The organism is Sphingosinithalassobacter tenebrarum (assembly GCF_011057975.1).
Classification (GTDB): Bacteria; Pseudomonadota; Alphaproteobacteria; order Sphingomonadales; family Sphingomonadaceae; genus Sphingomonas; species Sphingomonas tenebrarum.
In genome coordinates this window covers 3,117,951-3,141,550 of the sequence record NZ_CP049109.1, presented here as the reverse complement: position 1 = coordinate 3,141,550, position 23,600 = coordinate 3,117,951, and the positions used below count along the sequence as shown (strand labels likewise).

22 protein-coding genes are annotated in these 23,600 nt (G+C 65.4%); 14 read left to right on the top strand and 8 right to left on the bottom strand.

Translation table 11 applies throughout. The annotated features are described in order from the left end of the window. Positions 1-20: 20 nt before the first annotated feature. On the bottom strand, positions 21-1,337 hold the full coding sequence (locus G5C33_RS15470) for a replication-associated recombination protein A (protein WP_165327963.1): 1,317 nt from the start codon (positions 1,335-1,337) through the stop codon (positions 21-23). 199 nt (positions 1,338-1,536) lie between these two features. Between G5C33_RS15470 and ubiM the strand changes: the two genes are divergently transcribed. From ubiM to G5C33_RS15455, 3 genes are all read left to right on the top strand, one after another. Next, on the top strand, positions 1,537-2,754 hold the full coding sequence (ubiM, locus tag G5C33_RS15465; protein WP_228275094.1) for a 5-demethoxyubiquinol-8 5-hydroxylase UbiM: 1,218 nt from the start codon (positions 1,537-1,539) through the stop codon (positions 2,752-2,754). 83 nt (positions 2,755-2,837) lie between these two features. After that, on the top strand, positions 2,838-3,485 hold the full coding sequence (locus G5C33_RS15460; protein ID WP_323126170.1) for a PadR family transcriptional regulator: 648 nt from the start codon (positions 2,838-2,840) through the stop codon (positions 3,483-3,485). A 62-nt stretch (positions 3,486-3,547) separates the two neighbouring features. Then, positions 3,548-3,868 carry a DUF2218 domain-containing protein gene (locus tag G5C33_RS15455; protein WP_165327962.1) on the top strand — a complete coding sequence of 107 codons (321 nt, stop codon included), beginning with the start codon at positions 3,548-3,550 and terminating at the stop codon, positions 3,866-3,868. A 30-nt stretch (positions 3,869-3,898) separates the two neighbouring features. On the opposite strand, the gene G5C33_RS15450 is transcribed toward G5C33_RS15455, so the two are convergent. Continuing rightward, positions 3,899-4,648 carry a L,D-transpeptidase family protein gene (locus G5C33_RS15450; protein ID WP_228275093.1) on the bottom strand — a complete coding sequence of 250 codons (750 nt, stop codon included), beginning with the start codon at positions 4,646-4,648 and terminating at the stop codon, positions 3,899-3,901. A 191-nt stretch (positions 4,649-4,839) separates the two neighbouring features. Further along, a complete protein-coding gene (locus G5C33_RS15445) occupies positions 4,840-6,009 on the bottom strand; it encodes a glycosyltransferase family 4 protein (protein ID WP_165328888.1) in 1,170 nt (389 codons plus the stop codon). 342 nt (positions 6,010-6,351) lie between these two features. Here G5C33_RS15445 and G5C33_RS15440 point away from each other — a divergent pair, with 342 nt between their 5' ends. Both G5C33_RS15440 and radA read left to right on the top strand, forming a co-directional pair. Next, complete coding sequence (locus G5C33_RS15440; protein WP_165327961.1) at positions 6,352-6,996, top strand: peroxiredoxin; 645 nt, start codon at positions 6,352-6,354, stop codon at positions 6,994-6,996. A 116-nt stretch (positions 6,997-7,112) separates the two neighbouring features. Continuing rightward, entirely contained in the window at positions 7,113-8,495 is a 1,383-nt protein-coding gene (gene radA, locus G5C33_RS15435; RefSeq protein WP_165327960.1) for a DNA repair protein RadA, read from the top strand. Between the two features lie 12 nt (positions 8,496-8,507). Here the strand turns inward: radA and G5C33_RS15430 are convergent, their stop codons facing one another. Beyond that, positions 8,508-11,384, bottom strand: a complete 2,877-nt coding sequence (locus G5C33_RS15430; RefSeq protein ID WP_165327959.1) for a PAS domain-containing protein — start codon at positions 11,382-11,384, stop codon at positions 8,508-8,510. Between the two features lie 385 nt (positions 11,385-11,769). On the opposite strand from G5C33_RS15430, the gene G5C33_RS15425 reads away from it, so the two are divergent. Beyond that, a complete protein-coding gene (locus G5C33_RS15425) occupies positions 11,770-12,333 on the top strand; it encodes a lipocalin family protein (protein WP_206518573.1) in 564 nt (187 codons plus the stop codon). 10 nt (positions 12,334-12,343) lie between these two features. Here G5C33_RS15425 and G5C33_RS19500 read toward each other — a convergent pair whose 3' ends face one another. After that, positions 12,344-12,883 (bottom strand): acyltransferase, encoded by a 540-nt coding sequence (locus G5C33_RS19500; protein WP_323126169.1) that lies wholly within the window; start codon positions 12,881-12,883, stop codon positions 12,344-12,346. Between the two features lie 175 nt (positions 12,884-13,058). Here G5C33_RS19500 and G5C33_RS15415 point away from each other — a divergent pair, with 175 nt between their 5' ends. The 7 genes from G5C33_RS15415 (at position 13,059) to sthA (ending at position 19,096) form a co-directional block, all read left to right on the top strand. Further along, positions 13,059-13,895 (top strand): alpha/beta hydrolase family protein, encoded by an 837-nt coding sequence (locus tag G5C33_RS15415; protein WP_165327958.1) that lies wholly within the window; start codon positions 13,059-13,061, stop codon positions 13,893-13,895. Positions 13,896-13,987: 92 nt separating this feature from the next. Further along, entirely contained in the window at positions 13,988-14,563 is a 576-nt protein-coding gene (locus G5C33_RS15410; protein WP_165327957.1) for a CvpA family protein, read from the top strand. Positions 14,564-14,673: 110 nt separating this feature from the next. Continuing rightward, positions 14,674-15,111 (top strand): iron-sulfur cluster assembly scaffold protein, encoded by a 438-nt coding sequence (locus tag G5C33_RS15405; RefSeq protein WP_165328885.1) that lies wholly within the window; start codon positions 14,674-14,676, stop codon positions 15,109-15,111. Further along, complete coding sequence (locus G5C33_RS15400; protein ID WP_165327956.1) at positions 15,111-16,886, top strand: cation:proton antiporter domain-containing protein; 1,776 nt, start codon at positions 15,111-15,113, stop codon at positions 16,884-16,886. Before G5C33_RS15405 ends, G5C33_RS15400 begins: the two co-directional genes overlap by 1 nt. Further along, complete coding sequence (locus G5C33_RS15395) at positions 16,883-17,269, top strand: diacylglycerol kinase (RefSeq protein WP_165327955.1); 387 nt, start codon at positions 16,883-16,885, stop codon at positions 17,267-17,269. The genes G5C33_RS15400 and G5C33_RS15395 overlap by 4 nt, the downstream gene beginning before the upstream one ends. A 1-nt stretch (position 17,270) precedes the next feature. After that, a complete protein-coding gene (locus tag G5C33_RS15390) occupies positions 17,271-17,606 on the top strand; it encodes a DUF423 domain-containing protein (RefSeq protein WP_165327954.1) in 336 nt (111 codons plus the stop codon). 38 nt (positions 17,607-17,644) lie between these two features. Beyond that, positions 17,645-19,096 carry a Si-specific NAD(P)(+) transhydrogenase gene (gene sthA / locus G5C33_RS15385; protein ID WP_323126189.1) on the top strand — a complete coding sequence of 484 codons (1,452 nt, stop codon included), beginning with the start codon at positions 17,645-17,647 and terminating at the stop codon, positions 19,094-19,096. Positions 19,097-19,260: 164 nt separating this feature from the next. On the opposite strand, the gene G5C33_RS15380 is transcribed toward sthA, so the two are convergent. Further along, positions 19,261-21,189, bottom strand: coding sequence for a M1 family metallopeptidase (locus G5C33_RS15380; RefSeq protein ID WP_165327953.1), 1,929 nt, complete (start codon positions 21,187-21,189; stop codon positions 19,261-19,263). Positions 21,190-21,413: 224 nt separating this feature from the next. Here G5C33_RS15380 and G5C33_RS15375 point away from each other — a divergent pair, with 224 nt between their 5' ends. Next, a complete protein-coding gene (locus G5C33_RS15375; protein ID WP_165327952.1) occupies positions 21,414-21,743 on the top strand; it encodes a hypothetical protein in 330 nt (109 codons plus the stop codon). A gap of 181 nt (positions 21,744-21,924) precedes the next feature. Here the strand turns inward: G5C33_RS15375 and aroB are convergent, their stop codons facing one another. After that, a complete protein-coding gene (gene aroB / locus G5C33_RS15370; RefSeq protein WP_165327951.1) occupies positions 21,925-23,031 on the bottom strand; it encodes a 3-dehydroquinate synthase in 1,107 nt (368 codons plus the stop codon). Further along, positions 23,028-23,570: a shikimate kinase gene (locus G5C33_RS15365; RefSeq protein ID WP_165327950.1), complete on the bottom strand. Its 543-nt coding sequence runs from the start codon at positions 23,568-23,570 to the stop codon at positions 23,028-23,030. Before G5C33_RS15365 ends, aroB begins: the two co-directional genes overlap by 4 nt. Positions 23,571-23,600 lie beyond the last annotated feature (30 nt).

Sequence of the window (23,600 nt, the reverse complement as noted above, 5' to 3'; positions counted from 1 at the left end):
ATCAAAAAAGCGGCAAAGGCCTATTCGCCCCGCCCCTTCCGCCGCGCGTCCCACCAGGCCATGCGTTCGGCGACGCGCTTTTCGAAGCCACGGTCGACGGGGGTGTAGAAGCTTTGCGGCGCCATTTCCTCGGGCCAGTAATTGTCGCCCGAAAAGCCGCCTTCGGCGTCGTGGTCATAGGCATAGCCCTTGCCGTAGCCGATGTCCTTCATCAGCTTGGTGGGCGCGTTGAGGATGTTCTGCGGCGGCATCAGGCTGCCGGTTTCCTTGGCGCTGCGCCACGCGGCCTTCTGTGCCTTGTACGCGGCGTTCGATTTGGGCGCGGTGGCGCAATAGAGACACGCCTGGACGATCGCGAGTTCGCCTTCGGGTGACCCCAGAAACTCATAGGCATCCTTGGCGGCGAGGCACTGGGTGAGCGCGTTGGGATCGGCGAGGCCGATATCCTCGCTCGCGAAGCGGACGATGCGGCGCAGGACGTAGAGCGGTTCCTCCCCCGCAGTCAGCATCCGTGCGAGATAGTAGAGCGCGGCCTGCGGGTCGCTGCCGCGCAGCGATTTGTGCAGCGCGCTGATGAGATTGTAATGCCCCTCGCGATCCTTGTCATAGACGGCGACGCGGCGCTGGAGCAGCGATGACAGCCCCGCCGGATCGAGCGGTTCGTCGAGTTTCACCGAATAGAGCGTTTCGGCCTGATTGAGCAGGAAGCGCCCGTCGCCGTCGGCGCTGGCGATCAGCGCGGCGCGTGCTTCGGAGTCGAGCGGAAGCGGGCGTTCCTCTTCGGCTTCGGCGCGTTCGAGCAGTTTCTCAAGCGCATCGGCGTCCAGGCGGCGCAGGATCAGCACCTGCGCGCGGCTCAAGAGTGCGGCGTTGAGTTCGAAGCTCGGATTCTCGGTGGTCGCGCCGACCAGCGTGACGGTGCCGTCCTCGACAAAGGGCAGGAATCCGTCCTGCTGCGCGCGATTGAAGCGGTGAATCTCGTCGACGAAGAGCAAGGTGCGGTGGCCGAGCTTGGCGTGCTCCTTCGCCTCGGCGAACACCTTTTTGAGGTCGGCGACGCCCGAGAAGACCGCTGAGATGGCAACGAAGCGCAGCCCCACCGCATCAGCCAGCAGGCGGGCCGTGGTGGTCTTGCCGGTGCCCGGCGGGCCCCAGAGGATCATCGAGGAAAGCTTGCCCGCCGCCACCATCCGGCCGATCGCGCCGTCGGGGCCGGTGAGATGTTCCTGTCCGACGACTTCATCGAGCGCGCGCGGGCGCAGCCGGTCGGCGAGCGGGCCGTTGGGGGAGGTTTCCTCGGGGGATGCCTGGGTCTGGTCTGCAAACAGGTCTGCCATTGCCGGGCAAGATAGGCGCGCTCGGCGCATTTTGCATGGGGTCGTTCCTCCCCCAGCTTTTCTGAGGGAGGGGGCCGCCGGCCGCAGGTCGGTGGTGGAGGGGCATTGCCGGGCTGATGGAATTTCACTCCGCTTCGCTCCGGGCCCCTCCACCATCCTTCGGATGGTCCCCCTCCCCGAGACAAGCTCGGGGAGGAATTTGACGTCGCGCAAAGCCTGCCCGCCGGTCGAGGCGCATCACCCCACCATGAATACCGACATCCTCATCATCGGCGCCGGCCCCGCGGGGCTGGCTTTCGCGCGTGCGCTGGAAAATAGCGGGCTTTCGGTCGTGATCGTCGAGCGTCAGCCGCGCGCGGCATTGGCCGATCCAGCCTATGACGGGCGCGAGATTGCGCTGACGCACAAGTCGGTCGAGACGCTGCGGCGGCTCGGCGTGTGGGATCGCATTCCGGCGGCGGATATCGCGCCGCTGCGTGAGGCGCGCGTGCTCAACGGTCATTCGCATTTCGCATTGGGCTTCGATGTCGGGCGGACCGGCGCCGATGCGCTCGGCATGCTGGTGCCCAACCATCGCATCCGCGCGGCGCTGTTCGCGGATATCGAGGCGCTGCCGCATGTCACCTTGCTGGCGGATACGCCGGTCGCCTCGGTCGCGACCGATCGGCGGAGCGCGCGGGCGGTGCTGGCGGACGGGCGCGAGATCACCGCGCGATTGTTGGTCGGCGCGGATTCGCGCTTTTCCTGGGTGCGCGACCAGCTCGGCATTCCGGCGGAGATGAACCGGCTGGGCAAGGGGATGTTGGTCGCGCGGATGCGCCACGAAACGCCGCATCATGGCGTCGCGACCGAATGGTTCGACCATCATCAGACCATCGCGATGCTGCCGCTCAATGGTGATTGCTCCTCGGCAGTCGTCACCTTGCCGATGGAGCAGGCCGAGCGGCTGATGGCGCTCGACGAAGCCGCGTTCGGCGCGGAGATCGCGCGGCGTTACCAGCATCGGCTCGGGGCGATGACGCTGGAGGCGACGCGCCATCTCTATCCGCTGGTGACGACCTGGTCGCGGCATTTCGCGGCGACGCGCGCGGCGCTAATCGGCGATGCGGCGGTGGGGATGCATCCGGTAACGGCGCATGGCTTCAATCTGGGGCTGAGCGGGCAGCAACTGCTGGCCGAGGCCGTGCTTGCAGCGGCGAAGCGGGGCGGGGACATCGGCGGGGGTCCGGTGCTGCGCGCCTATGAAAGCGCGCACCGACGGGCGGCCTGGCCACTCTATGCCGGGACGAATGCGCTCGTCCGGCTGTTCACCGACGAACGGCCGCCGGCGCGTGTCGCGCGGCATGTCGCGCTGCGGCTGGCGCAGCGGATGCCGATGGTGCGCGGGCGAGTCCGGCACAGCCTGATGGCGCGCTGAAAATATTTTAAGATATATCTTGAAATGATCGGGGGCCCGATATATCTGGCCACCATCAGAAAGATATATCGAGGAATATTCAGATGCGTTTTGGAAGAGGCTATGACGCCTGGGCCGGCGGGTTCGGCGGCCCGGATTTCGAGTGCGACGGCAGCGGTCCCCATCATGGCATGGGCGCCGGTCAGGGCCGGGGCAAGGGTGGCCCGGGGCGCGGTTTTGGTGGCCCCGGTCGCGGCTTCGGCGGGCCGGGCGGTCCCGGCGGCGGGCGTGGGCGGCGCAAGATGTTCGACGGCGGCGAGCTCAAGCTCCTGCTGCTCAAGCTGATCGCCGAAACCCCGCGCCACGGATACGACCTGATCCGTGAAATCGAGGAGCGGACCGAAGGTTTCTACGCACCCAGCCCAGGCGTGATTTATCCCACCCTGACGCTGCTCGCCGAAATGGGACTGATCGAGGAGCGCCAGTGCGAAGGCGCCAAGAAGCAGTTTGCAGCTACCGGCGATGGCGAGGCGCATCTCGCCGAACATGCCGATGAAGCCGAGGCGCTGATCGCGCGGCTGTCGCAGCTGGCGGCGCTCAAGGCGCGCCATCGCGGCGGGCCGGTCCATCGCGCAATGGGCAATCTGAAGGCGGTATTGCAGATGCAGCTGGACGACGAGGCGAACAGCGAAAAGCTGCACGAAATCGCCGACATCATCGATGAAACCGCGCGCCGGATCGAGCGGCTGTGACACGGCTGGAATTGCTGCGCCGTCGCCATGTACCGGCGCCTGCGCAAGACGAGGAAGACACAATGACCGTTACGACCAACGCCGCCGTCCCGACGCAGAGCGGCAGCCGCTATCTCCAGCAATTGTGCAAGCACTGGTCGCACAATCTGGAAGTGGAATTCACGCCCGAACACGGCACGATCCGCTTTCCCGCCGAAGGCCGGGCGGGAAGCTTTCCGGGCGACGCGCTGGTGACGCTCGACGCCGGTGCCGAAACGCTGGGCGTGCGGATCGACGCGAGCGTCCCCGAACAGCGCGATACGATGAAGGGCGTGGTGGCGAGCCACCTCGACCGCTTCGCGCATCGCGAAGCGCCGCTGACGTTCGACTGGCAGGATGCCTGAATTCTTCCCCGAGCTTGCCTCGGGGAGGAATTAGTCCGTCGACAACGTCTTGCCGTCGGTGATTACTACGAAATCGCCGACTTCCACTGCGCCGAACAGCTTTGCGGCGAAGTCTTCGGGCACGCCGATACAGCCGTGGGTGGCGTAGCCGGCGATAATGTCGCTGCCGTGGATCGCCACCCAGTCCTGCGTCAGGCGCAGCGAATAGGGCATCGGCGCGCTGTTATAGGTGCCCGACACATGGTCGATATCCTTTTCCAGGATCGGAAAGGTGCCGACCGGTGTCGGCTTTTCATCGGCGCCGTACAGGACCGCGGTGGTGCCGATTTCATAGCCGTTGCGCCACACCGACAGCACCTGCGCCTTCAGGTCGATGGTGATGATCATCGTACCGGTGGCCGGCGCGCCGCGCTCGTCCCAATACCAGTGGCCGAACTTGATCGGTTCGTCGATCGGCAGCACGCGGCGCACGACCATGTCCTCGGGCGCGATCCTTTCGCCGTCGGCATGGGGATCGGCGGCGGTTTCCGATCCGGGGGCCGTCTGCGGCTGCGCTGCGGCATCGGCTGCCGGGGCATCCGCTGCCTTCGGGGCGGGGGCCTGCTCCTTTGCCGGCGCTTCCGCCTGCGCCGCCTTCATCGAACCCGCGACGGCGCGCGTCACGTGGAAGCCGGCGAGCAACAGCCCGCCGCTCACCATCGCGGCGAACAGCAGCACGCCCAGAAATCCGATCAGCTTGCGCACGGTCGCTCCGCCAAATCCCACGAAATTCGATGGCATAAAATGCCACGCCCCGCGCCCCCGCGCCAGCCGCTGAATCGCACTGCCCCAGCCCGGGACAGGGTTAGGCGCGGTTAACCTTTGGCGGCGTTGTCGCGCAACAAATGCGATGGGAGCGACGCGGTTGTGCGGGATACGACAGTTCCTCCCCTTCCGGGGGAGGAATGGGCTCTAACCCTTTTGGCGCACTGTCACGGAGACTTGATCGGACCTCCGCCACCGCCGTCGATCACGCTCATATAGGCGTCGAGCACGGCCTGGTTGATCAGGTCCCAGCGATAGCTCTTGGCGCGTTCATGCCCCGATTCCCCGGCGATCCGCCGGAAATCGGGCTGCTGGACGAGCCGCGCGATCGCATCGGCATAGCCCTGATTGTCGCCCGGCTCGACGAGGATGCCCGACTTGCCTTCCTCGACCAGCCCGACCGGCCCGGTGGCGCGCGCGGCAACCACCGGCACGCCCGCCGCCATCGCCTCGAGCGTCACATTGCCGAAGGTTTCGGTGATCGAGGGGTTGAAGAAGATATCCAGCGACGCGACCGCCATGCCGAGATCGTCGCCGGTGATGAAGCCGCCGAATACCGCATTGGGCACCTTTTCGGCGAACCAGTCGCGCGCGGGGCCCTTGCCGATCACCAGCACGCGATGCTTGACGCCCATCGCCTCGAGCTTGCCGATCACCTCGGCGAAGACATCGAGCCCCTTTTCGAGGACGAGGCGGCCGAGAAAACCGACCACGACTTCATCGTCGCCGATGCCGAGCCCACGCCGCCATTCGAGGCTGCGGCGACCGGGGTTGAAGCGATCGTGATTGACGCCGCGCGACCATATCGTGATCGGGCTGGTGACTCCCCATTCGCGCAATATGTCGCCCATCATCGGCCCGGGGACGAGCACCGCGTCGGCGCGGTTGTAGAAGCGCTTCGAGAGATAGGTCGCCAGCGGCTCCAGAAACTTCAGGCCGTAATAGCGCGGATAGGTTTCGAATCGCGTGTGCAGCGTCGCGACGCTCGGCACCTTGTTGCGGCGCGCCCAGGTGAGCGCGCGATGGCCGAGAATGTCGGGCGCTGCGACATGGACGACATGCGGGTCATAGGCTTTCAGGTCGTCGCGGATCTGTTTTGGAATGCCGGGGGCGAGGCGATATTCGTCACGCCCGCCCGGCAGCGGCCAGCTCGGCACCGACACCAGCTCGCCGGTCGGCTCGAACGCGGGCTCGTCGGTGGTCGGCGAATAGGCGCGCAGCGTGACGCCGCGTTCGATCAGGAACCCGGCGAGATTGTTCAACGCCTGGTTCGCACCGTCGCGCACGTAATTGTAATTGCCGCTGAACAGGGCAATGCGGAGTTGGCTCGGATCCATCGGCTGCGGCAAATAGCCGGGTGCGCGGGGAAACGCCATAAGCAGCATGGCGCCGGCCGTTCCGCACTCCGCGAATGGCCGAATCGATGCGTGGAAGCGGCTCGAAATGCGCAATAGACGCGCCATTCAATTACGATAATTGTTAAAGTGACAAGCGTATATCTGCCTTTGGACAGCAGTTTCTGCGCGCCGGTCGTACCCCGAAAATATACATATGTTATCTAAATAGCAGGAATTTTTGGCTACGATCGACGCAGGCGATCATGGTGAGCGCAACGATCGGTTTTATCAAATATATCGTAATCGAGTAATTGAATGGGCGTCACAACAAGGAGGCTCATCATGACCGATACGACCATTCCCCCGATGCCCCGCATCAATGAACCCGCCCCGGCTTTCAACGCGAAGACCACGCACGGCCCGCGCTCGCTCGCGGACTATAAGGGCAAGTGGCTCGTCCTCTTTTCGCACCCGGCCGATTTCACGCCGGTCTGCACCACCGAATTCATGGGATTCGCGCAGGCCGCCGGTGAATTCAACGCGCTCGGCGCCGAATTGCTCGGCCTGTCGATCGACTCGGTCCATTCGCACATCGCCTGGATGCGCAGCATCGAGGAGAAGTTCGGCGTCGAAATCCCCTTCCCGATCATCGAGGACCTGTCGATGAACGTCGCCAAGGCGTTCGGCATGATCCATCCCGGCGCGTCGGACACGTCGGCGGTGCGCGCGACCTTCATCATCGATCCGCAGGGGATCGTGCGCGCAATGGTCTATTATCCGATGTCGAACGGCCGGTCGGTCGCCGAATTCCTGCGGCTGCTCAAGGCGTTGCAGGTATCGGACAAGCACAAGGTCGCGACGCCGGAAAACTGGCAGCCGGGTGAGAAGGTGATCGTGCCGCCGCCAGCGACCGCCGAAGCCGCGAAAGCCCGCGCCGATGAGGGCTATGACTATACCGACTGGTATTTCAGCAAGAAATCGCTCTGAGCGTTTCTTCTCCCCCGGGGGCGATCGCCGATCGCGGTCGCCCCGAACCGGATGGGCGGTACGCCGATGGTGTACCGCCTATTCCCTTTTTGTTCCGGGTGCGATAGACGGCTGGCATGGCCAAACCCCAGAAACGCCCTCAGAAACGCTATGTCTGCCAGAGCTGCGGCGGCGTCGCTTCCAAATGGGCGGGGCAATGCGGCGATTGCGGCGAATGGAACACGATGGTCGAGGATGCGGGCGCGTCCTTCACGCCGTTTCAGGCCAGGCATAATCTGCAATCGGGCGGCCGCGCGATCACGATGCTCGGGCTCGACGCGAAAGTGCCGTTGCCCGATCGGATGGCGACCGGCATTTCGGAGCTCGACCGCGCGCTGGGCGGCGGCTTCGTCGAAGGGTCGGCGACGCTGATCGGCGGAGATCCGGGGATCGGCAAATCGACGCTGCTGCTCCAGGCGGCGGCGAAGATGGCGCTGGCGGGCAAGGCGGTCGCCTATGTGTCGGGTGAGGAAGCATCCGATCAGGTGCGGCTGCGCGCGCAGCGGCTGGGGCTCGGGCAGGCGCCGGTGCAGCTCGCCGCGGCGACCAGCGTGCGCGATATCCTGACGACACTCGGCGAGGGCGAGGCGCCCGATCTGCTCATCATCGATTCGATCCAGACAATGCACTCGGACCTGATCGAAGGCGCGCCGGGCACGGTGAGCCAGGTGCGCGCGAGCGCCGGCGAGCTCATACGCTTCGCCAAGGAACGCGGCACCGCCGTGGTGCTGGTCGGCCATGTCACCAAGGACGGCAGCATCGCCGGGCCGCGCGTGATGGAGCATATGGTCGATACGGTGCTCAGCTTCGAAGGCGAGCGCAGCCATCAGTATCGCATCCTGCGCGCGGTCAAGAACCGCTTCGGCGGGACGGACGAAATCGGCGTTTTCGCGATGGAGACCGAGGGACTTTCGGAAGTAGGCAATCCTTCTTCGCTGTTCCTGTCGGATCGTGATGAGGGCGTGACCGGCACGATCGTCTTTCCCGCGCTCGAAGGGACGCGGCCGGTGCTGGTCGAGGTGCAGGCGCTCACCGTGCGGCTGGCGAGCGGTGCGACGCCGCGCCGTTCGGTCGTGGGGTGGGACAATGCCCGGCTCTCGATGATCCTCGCGGTGCTCGAGGCGCGGTGCGGGCTCAGCTTCTCGACCTGCGAAGTCTATCTCAACATCGCCGGCGGCTATCGCGTGCAGGACCCGGCGGCCGATCTGGCGGTCGCGGCGGCGCTGGTCTCCGCGCTCAGCGAACGCCCGCTGCCGGGCGACGCGGTGGCGTTCGGCGAAATCGCACTGTCGGGCGAAGTGCGCCCGGTGGCACATGCCGGTCTGCGCTGCCGCGAATCCTCAAAGCTCGGCTTCGAACGAGCGCTGGCGCCGGTCGGGAAGCTGCCGGAGAAATCGGAATTGTCGGTTTCGGGATTTCGCACGCTGGCGGCATTCGTCGACAATCTGCTGGGGAGATAGCGGCACCGCGCCCTAGTCGCGGGGCGCGCCGACCTGCGCCAGCACCTCGCGCAACTCTTCGAGCTGGGGCGGTTTTGCCAGGATGTGATCGATATTCGACCGTGCCTGTTTCCCGTCGTCCATGCGCTGGCCCCAGCCGGTCAGCAGGATGACGGTGGTTCCGGGTGAGGCGGCCTTCACTGCTTTCGCCACCTGGTCGCCGTCGACATGAGGCATTCCGAGATCCGTGATCACGACATCGAACGGCCTTCCGTCGGCTGCGGCCGCTTCCGCCGTTGCGATGCCGCGGCGGCTGTCGCCTTCGGCCTGAACCTTGTGCTTGTCGAGTTCGAGGACGAACAGTGTTGATTTGAGCACCGCCGGATCATCGTCGATCAACAGGATGCGCAGCGCTTGCGCGGGCGTTTTCGCCATGTGTTTCTCCGGCATTTTCTGAATGGCGGTGACGGGGAAGCGGATGCGGAACCGAGTGCCCGCGCCGGGAGCGCTCTCGATTTCGATTTGCGCATCGTGCCGCTTGGCCGCGCCGAACACCATCGCCAGCCCCAGGCCGGTGCCGCGCTCGCCTTTGGTCGAGAAAAACGGTTCGAGACAGCGCTTGCGGGTTTCGGCATCCATCCCCTCGCCGGTATCGACGACATACAGATCGACTGCGGGCGCGCCCGACGATTCCGATTGCGAGACTTCGGTGCGCAGCGTGATGGTGCCGCCGTTCGGCAACGCGTCGACTGCGTTGAAGACAAGGTTGGTCAGTACCTCGCGAAGCTCGGTGGCATTGGCCGAAATGCAGGGCAGGTCCGCCGCGAGTTCGGTCTGCATTTCGACCACGATGCCGCGCTGTTGCGGCATGTCGCGCCAGCGCGCGCGGGTGAGATCGATCACTTGCGGAATGAGCTGGTTGAGGTCGACCTGCGAGCGTTTCGATTCGCTGTCGCGCGCCCGATAAAAATCGCGCATGCGCGCGGCGGTTGCCGAAATGTCGCGCACCACGCCGTCGACGATCGCAAGATAGTCGCGCAATTCCTGCGGCATGGCGAGATCGCGTTCGATCAGCGACTGGGTGTAGATCGCGACCGGCGAAATGGCGTTGTTGATATCGTGCGCGATGCCGCTTGCCATTTGCCCGATCGCGCTGAGCCGTTCGCGCTCGATCGCGGCATCCTGGGTGTGCTTCAGATCGTCATAGGCATTGCGCAGCTCGGCATGCAGCAATCCCTGCGCCACGGACAGGCCGAGATGTTCGCCCAGCTGGCGGAGGAACTCGCAATCCACGCTCGAAAAGCTCGCAGGTTCGCGGCGGGCGACGCACAGGATCGAATGCACCTCGTTGTCGATCGGTATCGGCGCCAGGACGAGCGAGGAAAAGCCGTGATCGGCCAGCCTGCGGGGCAGGGGATAATCGAGCGTCTCGATATGCGGCTCGTAAATCAGTTCGCGCTCGAACACACACCGGGAAAGCCTGTTTCCCGCGATCGAAACACGGGCACCGGTGGCGAGGCTCATCTCCTCGCCCAGCGGCGTGCTGTGCGCGGCGAGATGGCTTACCGCCAGCACTTCCTCGTCCGCGTGATAAATCAGGATGCAGGCGAAGTCGGCGGGCAGCGCGGTTTCCACCGCACCCGTCGCGACTTGAAATATGCTGGAAAGATCCTGGCGCTGGCCGATCGTCCGGGTGATCTGGTCGAGCAGTGCCAGGCGTGCATTCTGGTCCGCCAGCCGCTGTTCGGCGAGCTTGCGCTCGGTGATTTCGCTCGACACGCCATAAAGGCCTGCCAGCTCGCCGGAATCGTCGTAATAAGGCGACTTGAACGAGAGGAAATACTGAATGCCGCCGCCATGTGCGGCCACCTCTTCTTCGCGAATGCCGTGTTCGGAATGCATCGCGCGCAAATCCGTCTCGCGCCATGTATCGGCATATTCGGTAGGGAAGACCTCGGCATCGGTCCGGCCCAGAAGCTGTTCGCGGGGGACGCCGGTTACATCGCAAAGACCCTGATTGACCAGCTGATAGCGCCCTTCGCGATCCTTGAGATAGATCACCGCGGGCGTGTTTTCGATGATGACGTTGTTGAAATGTTCGCGCTCGCGCCGAAGGCGTTCGGAGCGCTCCAGCAAGGACGCGATAACGAGATTGAGGCAGCCGAACGCGATGACCAGCAGCGCCGCGTTGGCTGCGATCGCGATGGCAACGGGAACACCCTGCCGCGCGAGCAACAGGAACAAGGCCGCCGCCAGCACCGGAACGACAACCGATGCCGCGAGCAACTGTCGCGCGGTCCTGCCCGCCTGTCCCGACACCATCGCCACCCGCAGCGGCGTCTGCGCGCCCCGCAAGATCATCGCCGCCGCGACCAGCAGGAGCAAGGTCAGCGTTGTCGGCAGCGAGAGATCGAAGAAGAAGGAAAGGCTGTGCAGCGCCGAAAGATCGTAGATATAGCCGATCATTGCCACGAATGCCGGGACCAGCGCCGTCAGTAGCAGCGGAAAATAGAGCTTGTGCGAGGCCGATCCGGTCCGCAGCGCAAGCGACGCCGCGAGCAAGGTGAAGCAGAAGGCGGTTCCGGGGGATACACCGCTCGCTGCGACGGGGTCCTTCCCGCTCCAGAAGCGCAGCGCATCGCCGACGAGAAACCAAAGTGCGGCGGCAAGCGCGGCAAGCGACAGCCAGCGCGCAGCGGGCTGGCCCGCGAAACGCCGATCGCGGTTCCGGCTTTCAAGCAGGATCGCGCCGACGACGAGCAAAGTCAGAAAGTCGGTGCTCAGCGACATGCGTGCGCCGCCCACACCCCCATTTGTGAGGATGGTGAGCCCTGTCAGCCAGCCGAATATCGAGAGCAGTGCGATGGCGACCGCTCCCAGCGCGAGACGGAGTGCCAGCCGCCTAGCCATCGACAGGATTTTCAGTCGCGCCCGGAACTACGCGCTGCCGCGAACAAGCTGATACGATACACAACATGGTACTCTTCGAAGCTGTTTGCTTCGACTCCCCAAAAAACCAACGATTAAGTTCGTCGTTTGTTTCGGCCGGAATGAAGCATCGATTCAACACCGACTCAAGTAAATCATATCTGCATAACTATATCATATCATATTGGGAACGAGTCTGAGATTTTAGCGGCCGTTTCGGATCGGGTTTGATCTTTCCCGACAGTTGTTCGGGGTCAATATTTGTTGCGCTGCACAAGAGTATGGGCGGCAATTAAGGTTTCCACGAACAGCACTCCCGCAGCCCGACGCTTCCCTTCGCCGCGCGAACCCGGCACAATCTCCCGCCATGAAGCAATCCACCTTTCTCAAGATCGCGGCCGGGGCCGCCGCAGCGGCGGTGGGCGGGGCATTCGTCTATATGCGTGCGACGCGGCCGCCGGTGATCAATCCAGATGTGCCCGAGCCGGTTCGGCCGGTCGATCTCGGCCGCTATGTCGGCAAATGGTATGAGCTGGCGCGCCACGAGAATCGCTTCGAAAAGGGGCTGGATGGCTGCACCGCGGAATATGCCCAGCGCGACGGCGGAAAGATCGAAGTCGTGAATCGCGGCATGCGGGGCTGGCCGGACGGCGACGTACAGGAGGCCCGTGCGACCGCGATCATCGCCGACGAGCAGAGCAATGCCAAGCTCAAGGTCGCCTTTTTCGGTCCTCTCTACACCGGAGACTACTGGGTGCTCGACCATGACGAGGCCTATAGCTGGGCGATCGTCGGTGAGCCCACGGGCCGCTATCTGTGGGTGCTGTCGCGCGACGCCAGGCCCGAACCGGCCGAGGCCGAGGCGATACTGAAGCGCGTCGAGGAACTCGGGTATGACCGCTGGGCGCTGCGCCCGACGCGGCAGAGCTGACAAAGCCTGATCAGGGCGCGTCCTGATCGGGCAGGGTCCGAGCCGGCGCGGCTTCGTCGAGCGCCTTGATGATGCGCGCGGGCACGCCGCCCGCCATCACATTGTCGGGAATGTCGCGCGTCACCACTGTGCCTGCCGCCACCACGCATCCCCGACCAATGGTGACGCCGCCCAATATGGTACAGCGGCCACCGATCCAGGTGCCGTCGCCAATCACCACCGGCGCGGCGGTGACGTCTGCGGCGCGCTTGCGGCTGTCGCCGATTTCGTGGCTTCCGGTCAGGATGACCGTGAAGGGGCCGATATCGACATCGTCACCGATGGTGATCGATACTTCGCGCCGCGTGTAGATACGCGTTCCGGGACTGATCCACGCATGCCGCCCGAGCGAGACCGCGCCGCGCCCGAAGATGCGCACGTCGCCGCAGATCCAGCTGTTCGGGAACATTCGCACGCCGCCGCTGCGATAGAGCAGCCGCCGCAGCGCGAAACCGCGTGTCTGCGGCAGCGGCAGGATGAAGAGCAGCCAGTCGACCAGGAAGCGCCACAAAGCGGAAGAGCCCTTTCTGCCGAGTCTCGGCAAAGCGCGGCATGCACGGTGAAACCTGCCGTTCAGCCTAGTCCATCTCCTACGCGATACGCCATCCCTTTCCGGGACCGGCTAAAAGTCACGCCCGCGTGCAACCGCCATGAAACCCGATGCGCGGCAGGTCGTTAGCTCTTTCATGCAACATTCTGCCGCACCGCACCCATTCAATTTCGCGTCCTGGTTCCGCTCGGCGCGACATTTCGGCTGGGAGGTGCTCTTGTTCCTCGGCGGCATGGTGCCGCCGCCGCGCGCCAGGGGCGTGCTTGCCCGGATTCGTCGCGATCGGCATGCGCGCCAGCGCGGGCGCCCCTCGGTTCGAATCTTGCTGCTCCCCGGACTGCTCGCCTCCGACCGGTCGATGCGCAAGCTGCGCGTGCGGCTGCGTCGCGCCGGGCACGAGGCGTTCGGGTGGCGCATGGGCCGCAATCTGGGCGTCGGCGAGGACACGTTCGACCGGCTGGATCGACGCGCGCGAACGCTGGCGGGCGGGCCCGACGAGAAGCTTGTGCTGATCGGCTGGAGCCTGGGCGGCGTGATCGCGCGTGAATATGCGAAGCGATCGCCCGAGCGCGTGGCGGCGGTCATCACGATGGGCAGTCCCTTCGCCGCCGATATCCGCTCGAGCTTCATCTGGTATTTCTATCGACTGGTGACGTGCCATCGCACCGTCCTCGACCCGGATCCAGAACGGCTCGCGGAAAAGCCGCCGGTGCCGACGGTCGCGTTATGGTCGCCCTATGACGGACTGGTTCCCAGCATCGCCGCGCGCGGCCGGCAGCCACAGGTGGACGGCAATGTCGAAGTCGAATGCGCGCACATGACCTATCCCACCGACGATGCGACGATCGACGCGGTGCTGGAAACGGTCGCCGCGATCGGCGAAGGCAATCTGCATTGCGCAGTCGAGCCTGCTCCGCCGCCTGCCGAGTCCGTGCCGGAACCCATCTCGCAACCGGCGCAGGCCGCCGCCTGATCGGGCGCGTCCCGCTTTCGTTCAGCTTCCCGCTAGCCGCATGCTGGTACACGGCGTAGAATGCCGGATGTTGCCGGAGGGGGAGAGGCTGCATGACTTTGACCGCGCTCGATATCATCGTGCTACTCGCGATCGGCGGTTCCGCGATTCTGGGATTCATGCGCGGGTTCGTCACCGAAGTGCTGGCGCTGCTCGCCTGGGTGCTGATCGTGGTCGCGATACGCCTTTTCCATACGCCGGTGGCCGAAGCGCTGACGCCTACCGTCGGCACGGTTCAGGGTGCTGCGGTCCTCTCTTTCGCGATTGTCGCGGGAGTCACCTATTTCGGCGGGCGGATCATCGCCAATGCAGTGGGCGCGCGCACGCGCGACAGTTTTCTGGGGCCGATCGACCGCGTTCTCGGTTTCGGCTTCGGCGCGCTCAAGGGGCTGATCCTCGTCAGTCTCGCCTTCCTGTTGCTGATGCTGGTGATCGACACGGTGCGCGGCGGTCCGGCCAAACGCCCCGACTGGGTGACGACGGCCACGGTCTATCCGCTGCTCAACGCATCGAGCGCCGCCATCGCCGATTTCGTCGACAAGCGCCGCCGGGGGGAACCGGTGTTCGGCACGCCCACCGACGAGGAAAACATCATCCGGCTCGATGCGAACGGCAACATGATCCGCTGACGGAGCAGCCCCGGTTGTTGGTCGCCGCGCCGCGCAAGCCGGTCCGACTGGTTTCGGCCGCATCGATTTTCGGGACTCGTAACGCAGTGAGAATATCCTAAATGTCGGTCGTGAACGCGCCGCTCTACAACAAGGAAATCCTGCGCCTCGCCGCTTCGGTGCCGCATCAGCAGCGGCTCGACGCGCCGATGGCCAGTGTCGAAAAACGCTCGCCGATCTGCGGCAGCCGGGTGACGGTCGATGTCGAGGTCGACGGGGACGGTCGCGTCAGCGCGATCGGGATGCTCGTGCGCGCTTGCGCGCTGGGGCAGGCGTCCGCGTCGCTGATGGGCGCGCACGCGCTCGGCAAGACGCCCGACGCGCTGGCGAAGGCACGCGATCAGCTCACTGACTGGCTCGCCGGGGAACGGGCCGAACCGCCCGAATGGCCGGGCCTCGAAATCTTCACGCCCGCATTGCCGCACAGAGCGCGCCATCCTTCGATCCGGCTGGGATTCGAGGCGATTGCCGAAGCCGCCGGGCAGGCCGCGGCGAAGGTCGACGGCTGATGGAGCATCATGCGGGCACGGCGCTGCTCACCGACGCCGCGCCGATCCTCGGCTTCGCGCTGTTCTTCGTCCTGTTGTTCCGCAAATTCGGGCTCGGCGCGACGCTCGGCTATCTCGTCGCGGGCGCGATGGTGGGGCCGCAGGTGCTGGGCATTGTCGGCGATGCCGAGGACAAGATGGGCATTGCCGAACTCGGCATCGCGCTGCTGCTGTTCATCGTCGGGCTGGAGCTGAGCCCGTCGCGATTGTGGCGGATGCGCAGCGATATTTTCGGCTTCGGTTTCCTGCAGGTGATCCTGTGCGGGCTGGTCATCACCGCGATTATCGGCGTCAGCACGCGGTTCAGCTGGGCCGCGGCGCTGGCGCTTGGCCTGCCGCTCGCGCTGTCCTCGACCGCGCAGGTGCTGCCGATGCTGCAATCGGCGGGGCGGTTGCGCACGCCGGTGGGCGAGCGGGCATTCTCGACGCTGTTGTTCCAGGATCTGTCGATCGTGCCGCTGATCACGATCGTCGCGGCCATGTCGCGCAATCCGGCCGATGCCGGCGGGCCGCCGGGATGGCAGCTGGGGCTCTACACGCTGCTCGCCGTCGGCGGGCTGGTGCTTGTGGGGCGCTATCTGCTGCGGCCGCTGTTCCGCCTGATCGGCAATCTCGGCGAGCGCGAGATGTTCATCTTTGCCGGGTTGTTCGTGGTGATTGCGGCCTCGGCGCTGATGCACGCGCTGGGGCTGTCGATCGCGCTCGGCGCGTTCGTCGCGGGCGTGATGCTCGCCGACAGCCCCTATCGCCACCAGATCGAGGCCGATGTCGAGCCGTTCCGGTCGATCCTGATCGGGCTGTTCTTCGTCGCGGTCGGCATGTCGCTCGATCTTGGCGCGATCGCCGAGCGGCCGGTGTTCGTGGCGGGCATGGCGGCGGCGCTGATCGCCTCGAAGACGCTGGTGATCACCTTGCTGGCGCGCGCGTTCCACATGCCCTGGCGGCGGGCCTTTGCCACCGGACTGCTGCTCAGCCAGGGCGGCGAATTCGGCTTCGTGCTGTTCGCGCAGGCGCAGCAGGCGATGCTGATCGAGAACAGCGCGGCGAGCCTGTTCGGCGCGGTCGTCACCTTGTCGATGGCGACCACGCCGTTCCTGATGATGGCGACGCGGCGGCTGCGCACCGAACCCGAAGCCGCCGCGCGCGAGATGGAGGGCCCGCAGCAGGACGGCGCCAGCGCGATCATCGTCGGCTATGGCCGCTTCGGGCAGACGGTGGCGCAGATGCTGTTGGGGCAGGGGCTGACGGTCACGCTGATCGATCGCGATGTCGAGATGATCGAGACGGCGGGCACGTTCGGCATGAAAGTCTATTATGGCGACGGTACACGGCTCGAAATCCTGCGCCAGGCGGGCGCGCACGATGCGCAGCTCATCTGTTTCTGCATCGACGGCGATCCGCTCGACGCGGAGATGCTGCACGGGGTGCGCAACGCTTTTCCCGATGCGACGTTGTTCGTGCGCGTCTATGACCGGCGTAGCATCATGCGCATTCGCGGCGCGCCGATCGAAGGCGCGGTGCGCGAAGTGTTTGAATCGGCGATAGTCATGGCGCGCCGGGCGATGGCGGCGGTAGGCGTCGATGAAAGCGAGATCGAAAAGACCGACGCCGATTATCGCGATCGCGACGCGCAGCGGCTCAAGATTCAGAAGGAAACCGGCGACATCCGCGCCGCGCGCGACCGGATGTTCACCCATGCGACGGTGGCGGCGGCACGGCGCGGCGAGGAAGAATGAAGAATCGTCCGTTTCGTGAGCGGTTGGGCTTTGCGCTGACCGGGCTTGCTACCGGATGGCGGCGCGAGCGCAGCTTTCGCAATCAGACCGGGATGGCAGCGCTAGCGCTGTTGGCGCTGATCGTGTTGCGGCCCGCACCTGCCTGGTGGGCTATTGTCGCCATCACCACAGCGCTGGTGCTCGCACTCGAACTGCTCAATTCGGCGCTTGAAGCGGTGATCGACCTGCTGCACCCAAGCATCCATCCCGAAGTGAAGGCAGCGAAAGACATGCTTGCCGGGGCGGTGCTGGCCATCAGTATTGCCGCGCTGCTAGTGGCGGGCGCGATGACGGTCGACACGCTGCCACGGCGGCTGGCCGAATTGGGGCTTATAGGAGCGTGACATGAACCTGCTGATCCTTTTCGCCGCGCTGTCGGGCGCGATGGCGGTCGCGGCCGGGGCGTTCGGTGCGCATGGCGCCGAAGGCAAGGCCGCCGAATGGTTGCAGACCGGCGGCCACTATCAGCTCGTCCATGCCGTCGCCGCGCTGGTGGCGGCGCAGATGGGCGCGAAGGGGCCGGGCTGGCTGTTCCTCTTGGGCGCCGTGATCTTTGCCGGAACGCTCTATCTGATGGCGCTCGGCCTGCCGCGCTGGCTCGGCGCGATCACGCCGATCGGCGGGACGGCGCTGATCGTCGGCTGGCTGTGGCTGGCTTGGGAAGCGATTCGCGGCGGTTGAAATCGCGCGCGTAACGAGTCACCATCGCGCCAACGACGATAAGAGGATGCCGCAGGACCGGCCGCCATACCCGGCGGAAGAAGGGGGACTGTGCGCTGAACCGCTATGATCTCGTCGTCATCGGCAGCGGCCCGGCCGGGCGCCGCGCCGCCGTCCAGGCCGCAAAGCTCGGAAAATCGGTGCTCGTCGTCGAAAACCGCCTCCGCGTCGGCGGCGTTTCGGTGCATACCGGTACCATCCCCTCAAAGACGCTGCGCGAAACGGTGCTCAATCTTTCCGGCTGGCGCGAGCGGGGCTTTTACGGTCGCGCCTATCGGGTGAAGCAGACGATCGACGGCAGCGACCTCGGCATCCGGCTCGACAAGACACTCGAGCATGAAGTCGACGTTCTCGAACACCAGTTTCAGCGTAACGGCGTGCGGACCCTGGGCGGCATTGCGCGCTTCATCGACGCGAACCGGCTTCAGGTGAGCTGCGCCGACGGCGATGATCGGCTGGTCGAGGCGGATCGCTTCGTCATCGCCGTGGGCACCGTGCCGTACCGGCCCGACACCATTCCCTTCGACGACCAGGTTATCCTCGACAGCGACGGGCTGGTCGGCGAGCCGCGCGTGCCGCGCAGCCTCACGGTGATCGGCGCGGGCGTGATCGGCATCGAATATGCCACTATCTTTTCCGCGCTCGACGTGCCGGTGACGCTGATCGAACCGCGCGACACCTTTCTCGATTTCGTCGATCGCGAGATCATCGAGGAATTCGTCCACCAATTGCGCGATCGCGGCGTTTCGGTGCGCACCGGCGCCAAGGTCGAGCGAGTCGAGAAGGACGCGGCGGGCTGGCCGGTGTGCGTGCTTGCGGACGGGCGGCAGGTGCGTTCCGAAATGCTGCTCTATGCCGCCGGGCGGATGGGCGCGACCGCCGATCTCGGCCTCGAACATTGCGGGATCGAGACCGACGGGCGCGGGCGGATTTCGGTCGATCCCGAGACGTTTCAGACCAGCGCGCCGCACATCTATGCCGCCGGCGACGTGATCGGCTTTCCCAGCCTCGCCTCGACATCGATGGAGCAGGGGCGGATCGCCGCCTGCCACGCCTTCGGCCTGCCGATGCCGCCCGCCCCCAAATATTTCCCCTATGGCATTTATGCCGTGCCCGAGATTTCGACCGTGGGGATGAGCGAGCAGGAAGTGCGCGAACGCGGCATCGCGCACGAATGCGGCATCGCCCGCTTCCGCGAGACCAGCCGGGGGCACATCATGGGGCTCGATCACGGGCTGATGAAGATGATCTTCTCGATCAAGACCAAGCGGCTGCTCGGCGTCCACATCATCGGCGAAGGCGCGACCGAGCTGATCCATATCGGCCAGGCGGTGCTCAACCTCAAAGGCACGATCGACTATTTCATCGAGAACACGTTCAACTATCCGACGCTCGCCGAAGCCTACAAGATCGCCGCGCTCGACGCGTGGAACCGCATGCCGCGCGAATAGCCCTGGGCCGGTTCTTCCCCGGCTAGGCGTGTTCGAGGCGTAATCCTTCTGGTCCGAACCAAATCCGTCATTCCAGCGAAAGCCGGAATCCAGCTTCTTCGGGCGGCTAGGGCAGCGGGACCCCCGCTTTCGGGGGGTGACGTTCAACCCGTGCGGATCAGCCCCTATTCCTCTGCGCTGTCGGCCGAAATCATCCGTTCGATCTGCCCCGCCGTGGTCGGGTGATAGGTCGTCTTCGACTTTTCGAACACGTCCCGGGCGATCTGCGCGCCCCAGTCGCCCTGCTGCATCAGCCCGGCATAGAGCGGCCGGATCAGCAGCCCGCGGCCGACCTGTCCCGCAAACTCGTACAGCGCGGGGAGGGCGGGTTCGTAGCGATTGGCGATCGCCAGTTCGAGCCATGCCGAGCGGACATAGGCGTTGGTCGAACGCGACAGGGCGAGCGTCTCGTCCAGTTCCGCCAGCCGCGCCTCGGGCAGCTCGCGCGGCAGGCCGTTGAGGAAGCGCAGCCATTCCTGCGTGCTCCAGCCCTCGGTATCGATCGACGATACCGCCGCGCCCGATTTGAACGCTTCCAGATCGGCATCGACTTCGGCGAGCGTCGCCGATTCGATATGGATGGCATTGCCGGGCAGGCCGGGCTGATAGGCCCAGCGGTCGAGCTGCAGCTTTTCCTCGAGCGCTTCGTCGTCCTGGATCAGATGCTCGCGGATATCCGCCAGGAAGCCCGCCGTCGTCTGCGGCTGAAAGGCGTAGCGATCGAAATAGCCGGCCAGATATGCGTCGAACCGCTCGCGGCCGACCGTGTGTTCGATCATCCGCAGGAAATTCGACCCCTTGAAATAATCGAGCTGACCGAAGGTTTCGCCGGGCTCGCCGCGCAGCCGCGTGGCGGGTGCATCCTCGCCGCCGGCGGCTTCGATGTCGCGGATCATGCCGTCCCAGTCGAGATCGGAATACATCGCGGCGCGCTCCTTGCCGTAGAGCGCTTCCATGATGCGGTTCTCGAAATAGGTGGTGAAGCCTTCGTTGAGCCAGCTGTCCGACCAGGTGGCATTGGTGACGAGATTGCCCGACCAGCTATGCGCCAGTTCGTGCGCGACGACATCCGTGTTCGAACGGTCGCCGGTCAGCAGCGTCGGCGTGAGGAAGGTCAGCGTCGGGTTCTCCATCCCGCCATAGGGGAAGCTCGGCGGGAGCAGCAGCATGTCGTAGCGACCCCAGCGATAGGGACCGTAGAGTTCCGAAGCAGCGTCGATCATCTTTTCGACATCGGCGAATTCATACAGCGCGGCGTCAAGCATTTCGGGTTCGGTCCACACGCCCGAACGTGGGCCGAGTTCGCCGAAGGTCAGGTTCCCCACTGCCAGCGCGATCAGATAGGGCGGCACCGGATTGCGCATCTCGAAATGGAAGCTGCGGCTGTCCGCGCCCGCCGCCACGCCTTCGGGCGTCACGCGGTCGCCGCTCATCACCGCGACCAGATCGGCGGGAACGGTGATCGTCGCGTCCCAGGTCTGGCGGATGCCGGGCGAATCCTGTGTCGGGATCCAGCTGCGGTTCTCGATCGCCTGGCCCTGGCTGAACAGATAGGGGTGTTCCTTGCCCGCCGTCTGTTCAGGGGCGAGCCATTGCAGCGAACTGGCGCCGGGGGCGGAGGCATAGCGGATGGTGATGCGGCTGCCCCAATGGCCGTCGCTTTCGCCGGCATCGTCCGCCGCAGTGGGCGCGCGTTCGGGCAATGCGATGGTAAGCGGTGCGCCGCGATGCTCGCTGGCTTCTCCGACATGCCATGCCAGTGGTTTGCCGGTTTCCGTGGCAGTGATGCTTTCGATGCGCAGCCCGGCATCGTCCAGGATGATTTCCTTGGCGTCCGCGGCGGCGAGAATGTCGAGCGTCGCGGTCCCGCGCATTTCCTTCGCGTCGAAATCGGCGGTCAGATCGAGTGACACATGCGTCACGCGCGCCACTTCGGGCTGCGCATGGGTCCACACGTCCTTCGCTTCGGGCGAGGTCAGGATCGGCGCCGTCTGCGCATGCGCCGCGAGCGGGGCGAGCAGGAACAGGGCCAGGGCGGAAATCAGTTTTCGCATCGGGAGCAATTCTCCGCAGAACCGGATCGGAAATTGCCCGGCACGCTAAGCGGTTCGGCCGCGAGGGGCAATGCGTGCGCGGTCAGCGCCGGGACGTGCGCGCTTCGTTGGACGCGGCGGGCGAAGTGCGATAGGCTCCGGTTTCCACCGTGGCGTCTTCGGGCGTCCCCGGGGGCTCGCTTCTCTGAAGGCGTGTCCCTCCCGTTCCAACAGGAGACCGCACGATGAAGCTCGATGAGCAACAGATCGAAACGATCAAGGACAAGACCGGCCTTTCGCCTATCCCCGAGGAGGCAGCGGCCGATTCGGGTCTGCAGGGGCATTTCGGTGAGAACACCTTCTATCTCGACGCGCAGGGCGTCTATGTGTTCGAAGAACTCGAAACGCGCGAAGACGGGGCCCAGGCCGTCGTCGAACCGGGTGCCGGCAACGGCGATTCGGTGACTGCGATCCAGATCGCCGCCGTCGAACGCGGCGAAGGCGACAGCGATGCAGTCACGGTGCGCTCGATCCAGCCGCAGGCGACGACGCTGACGGTCGAACTGGCGGCATAAGCCGCCGGTACGATGCGCAGGCTATCGGCCGTTCGTGCTGAGCCTGTCGAAGCATGATCCTTGCCTTGCCATCGGCAGGGGAAGCAAAGCTTCGACGCGCTCAGGACTGGCGGCTTTTTTGCGTCGTGACATTATTGTGGCGCAGGGTTGTTCCACAATCTTGCGCAACATGTTGCGGTAATCAGGCGGGTACCTGCTGCCGGTCGAGAAACGCCGCGACGTCTTCAAGCGACACGTCCTTGTCGAGATAGCTCTGCCCGATTCCGCGTGCCAGCAGGAAGGGCAGGGTGCCTGCATCCATTTTCTTGTCGTGCAGCATGTGCGCGACCAGTGACGGCCCGTCGGCGGCGATCCCCGCCGCGGCCAGTGTGTCGGGCAAGTCGACCGTGCGTAGATGCGCCGCCACGCGATCGGCATCGCTTGCCGGGCACAGCCCCTGCGAAGCCGAAAATCCGAATGCCAGCGCCATGCCCGCCGCCACGCCTTCGCCGTGGAGCAGTCTTTCCGAAAATCCGGTTTCCGCTTCCAGCGCATGGCCGAACGTGTGCCCCAGATTGAGCAGCGCCCGCTTGCCGGTCGTCTCGCGTTCGTCCTCCGCCACGATCCGGGCCTTGGCGCCTACCGAGCGGGCGATGGCAGTTTCGCGCGCGTCCGGGTCGCCCGCCAGCAGGTCGGCGCCATGCGCCTCGCACCAGGCGAAGAATTCAGGATCGTCGATCAGCCCGTATTTGACGACTTCGGCATAGCCGGCGCGCAATTCGCGCGGCCCCAGCGTGTCGAGCACCTGCGGGTCGATCAGCACCAGTCCCGGCTGATGGAAGGCGCCGATCAGGTTCTTGCCCGCACGGCTGTTGATCGCGGTCTTGCCGCCGACCGAGCTGTCGACCTGCGCCAGCAAAGTGGTCGGGATCTGGATGAAGCCGCAGCCGCGCTTGAGGATCGACGTCGCGAAACCGACGAGATCGCCGATCACGCCGCCGCCCAGCGCAATCACATGGTCGCCGCGTTCGATACCCATGTCGAGCAGCCGGTCGGTCAGGCTTTCGAGCTGCGCCCAGCTCTTGGTGCCTTCGCCCGGCGGCAGCACGATGGCTTCGCTGGCGATGTCGGCATCGGCCATGCTCGCCCGCAGGGTTTCCAGATGCGGACGGACATTGCCGTCCGCGACGATCGCCATCGTCCGCCCGCGCGAAAAGGGCGCGAGCGCTTCGCCCGCGCGGGCGAGCAGCCCCGCTTCGATGCGGATGTCGTAACTGCGCGCGCCCAGCGCGACGGGAATGATGGTCACAGGCCCAGTGCCTCGAGGATGGCGTCAACGGTCACGTCATGCGGCATCGCGATGCTTTCGACGCGGATCGGGGCGAGCGCATAGACCGGATTGCGCACGCGCGCGAGTTCGGTGAGCACTTCGATCGGATTGCGATCGCGTAGCAGCGGGCGCGTGTCGCGTCGGCTGACACGCTCGGCGAGCACATGCGGTTCGGCATCGAGCCACACCGCAAGCGTGCGATCGAGGATCAGCGTGCGCGTATCGTCGTTGAGGAAGGCGCCGCCGCCGGTCGCGATCACCTTGGGCGTGTCGTCGTCGATCAGCCGGGCGAGCACGCGCCGCTCCCCGTCGCGGAAATGCGCTTCGCCGAATTTGTCGAAGATTTCGGAGATCGTCATGCCGGCGGCCGATTCGATTTCGCTGTCGGCATCGACGAAGGGCAGGTCCAGCCGCTGTGCCAGCCGGCGCCCGACGGTGGACTTGCCCGCGCCCATCAGGCCGATCAGCACGATCGGCTTGCCGGTCCAGGAGATGGGGCTGACTTCGCTTTGTAACATGGTAGTTGGGGCTATACAGCCTGCCTGCGT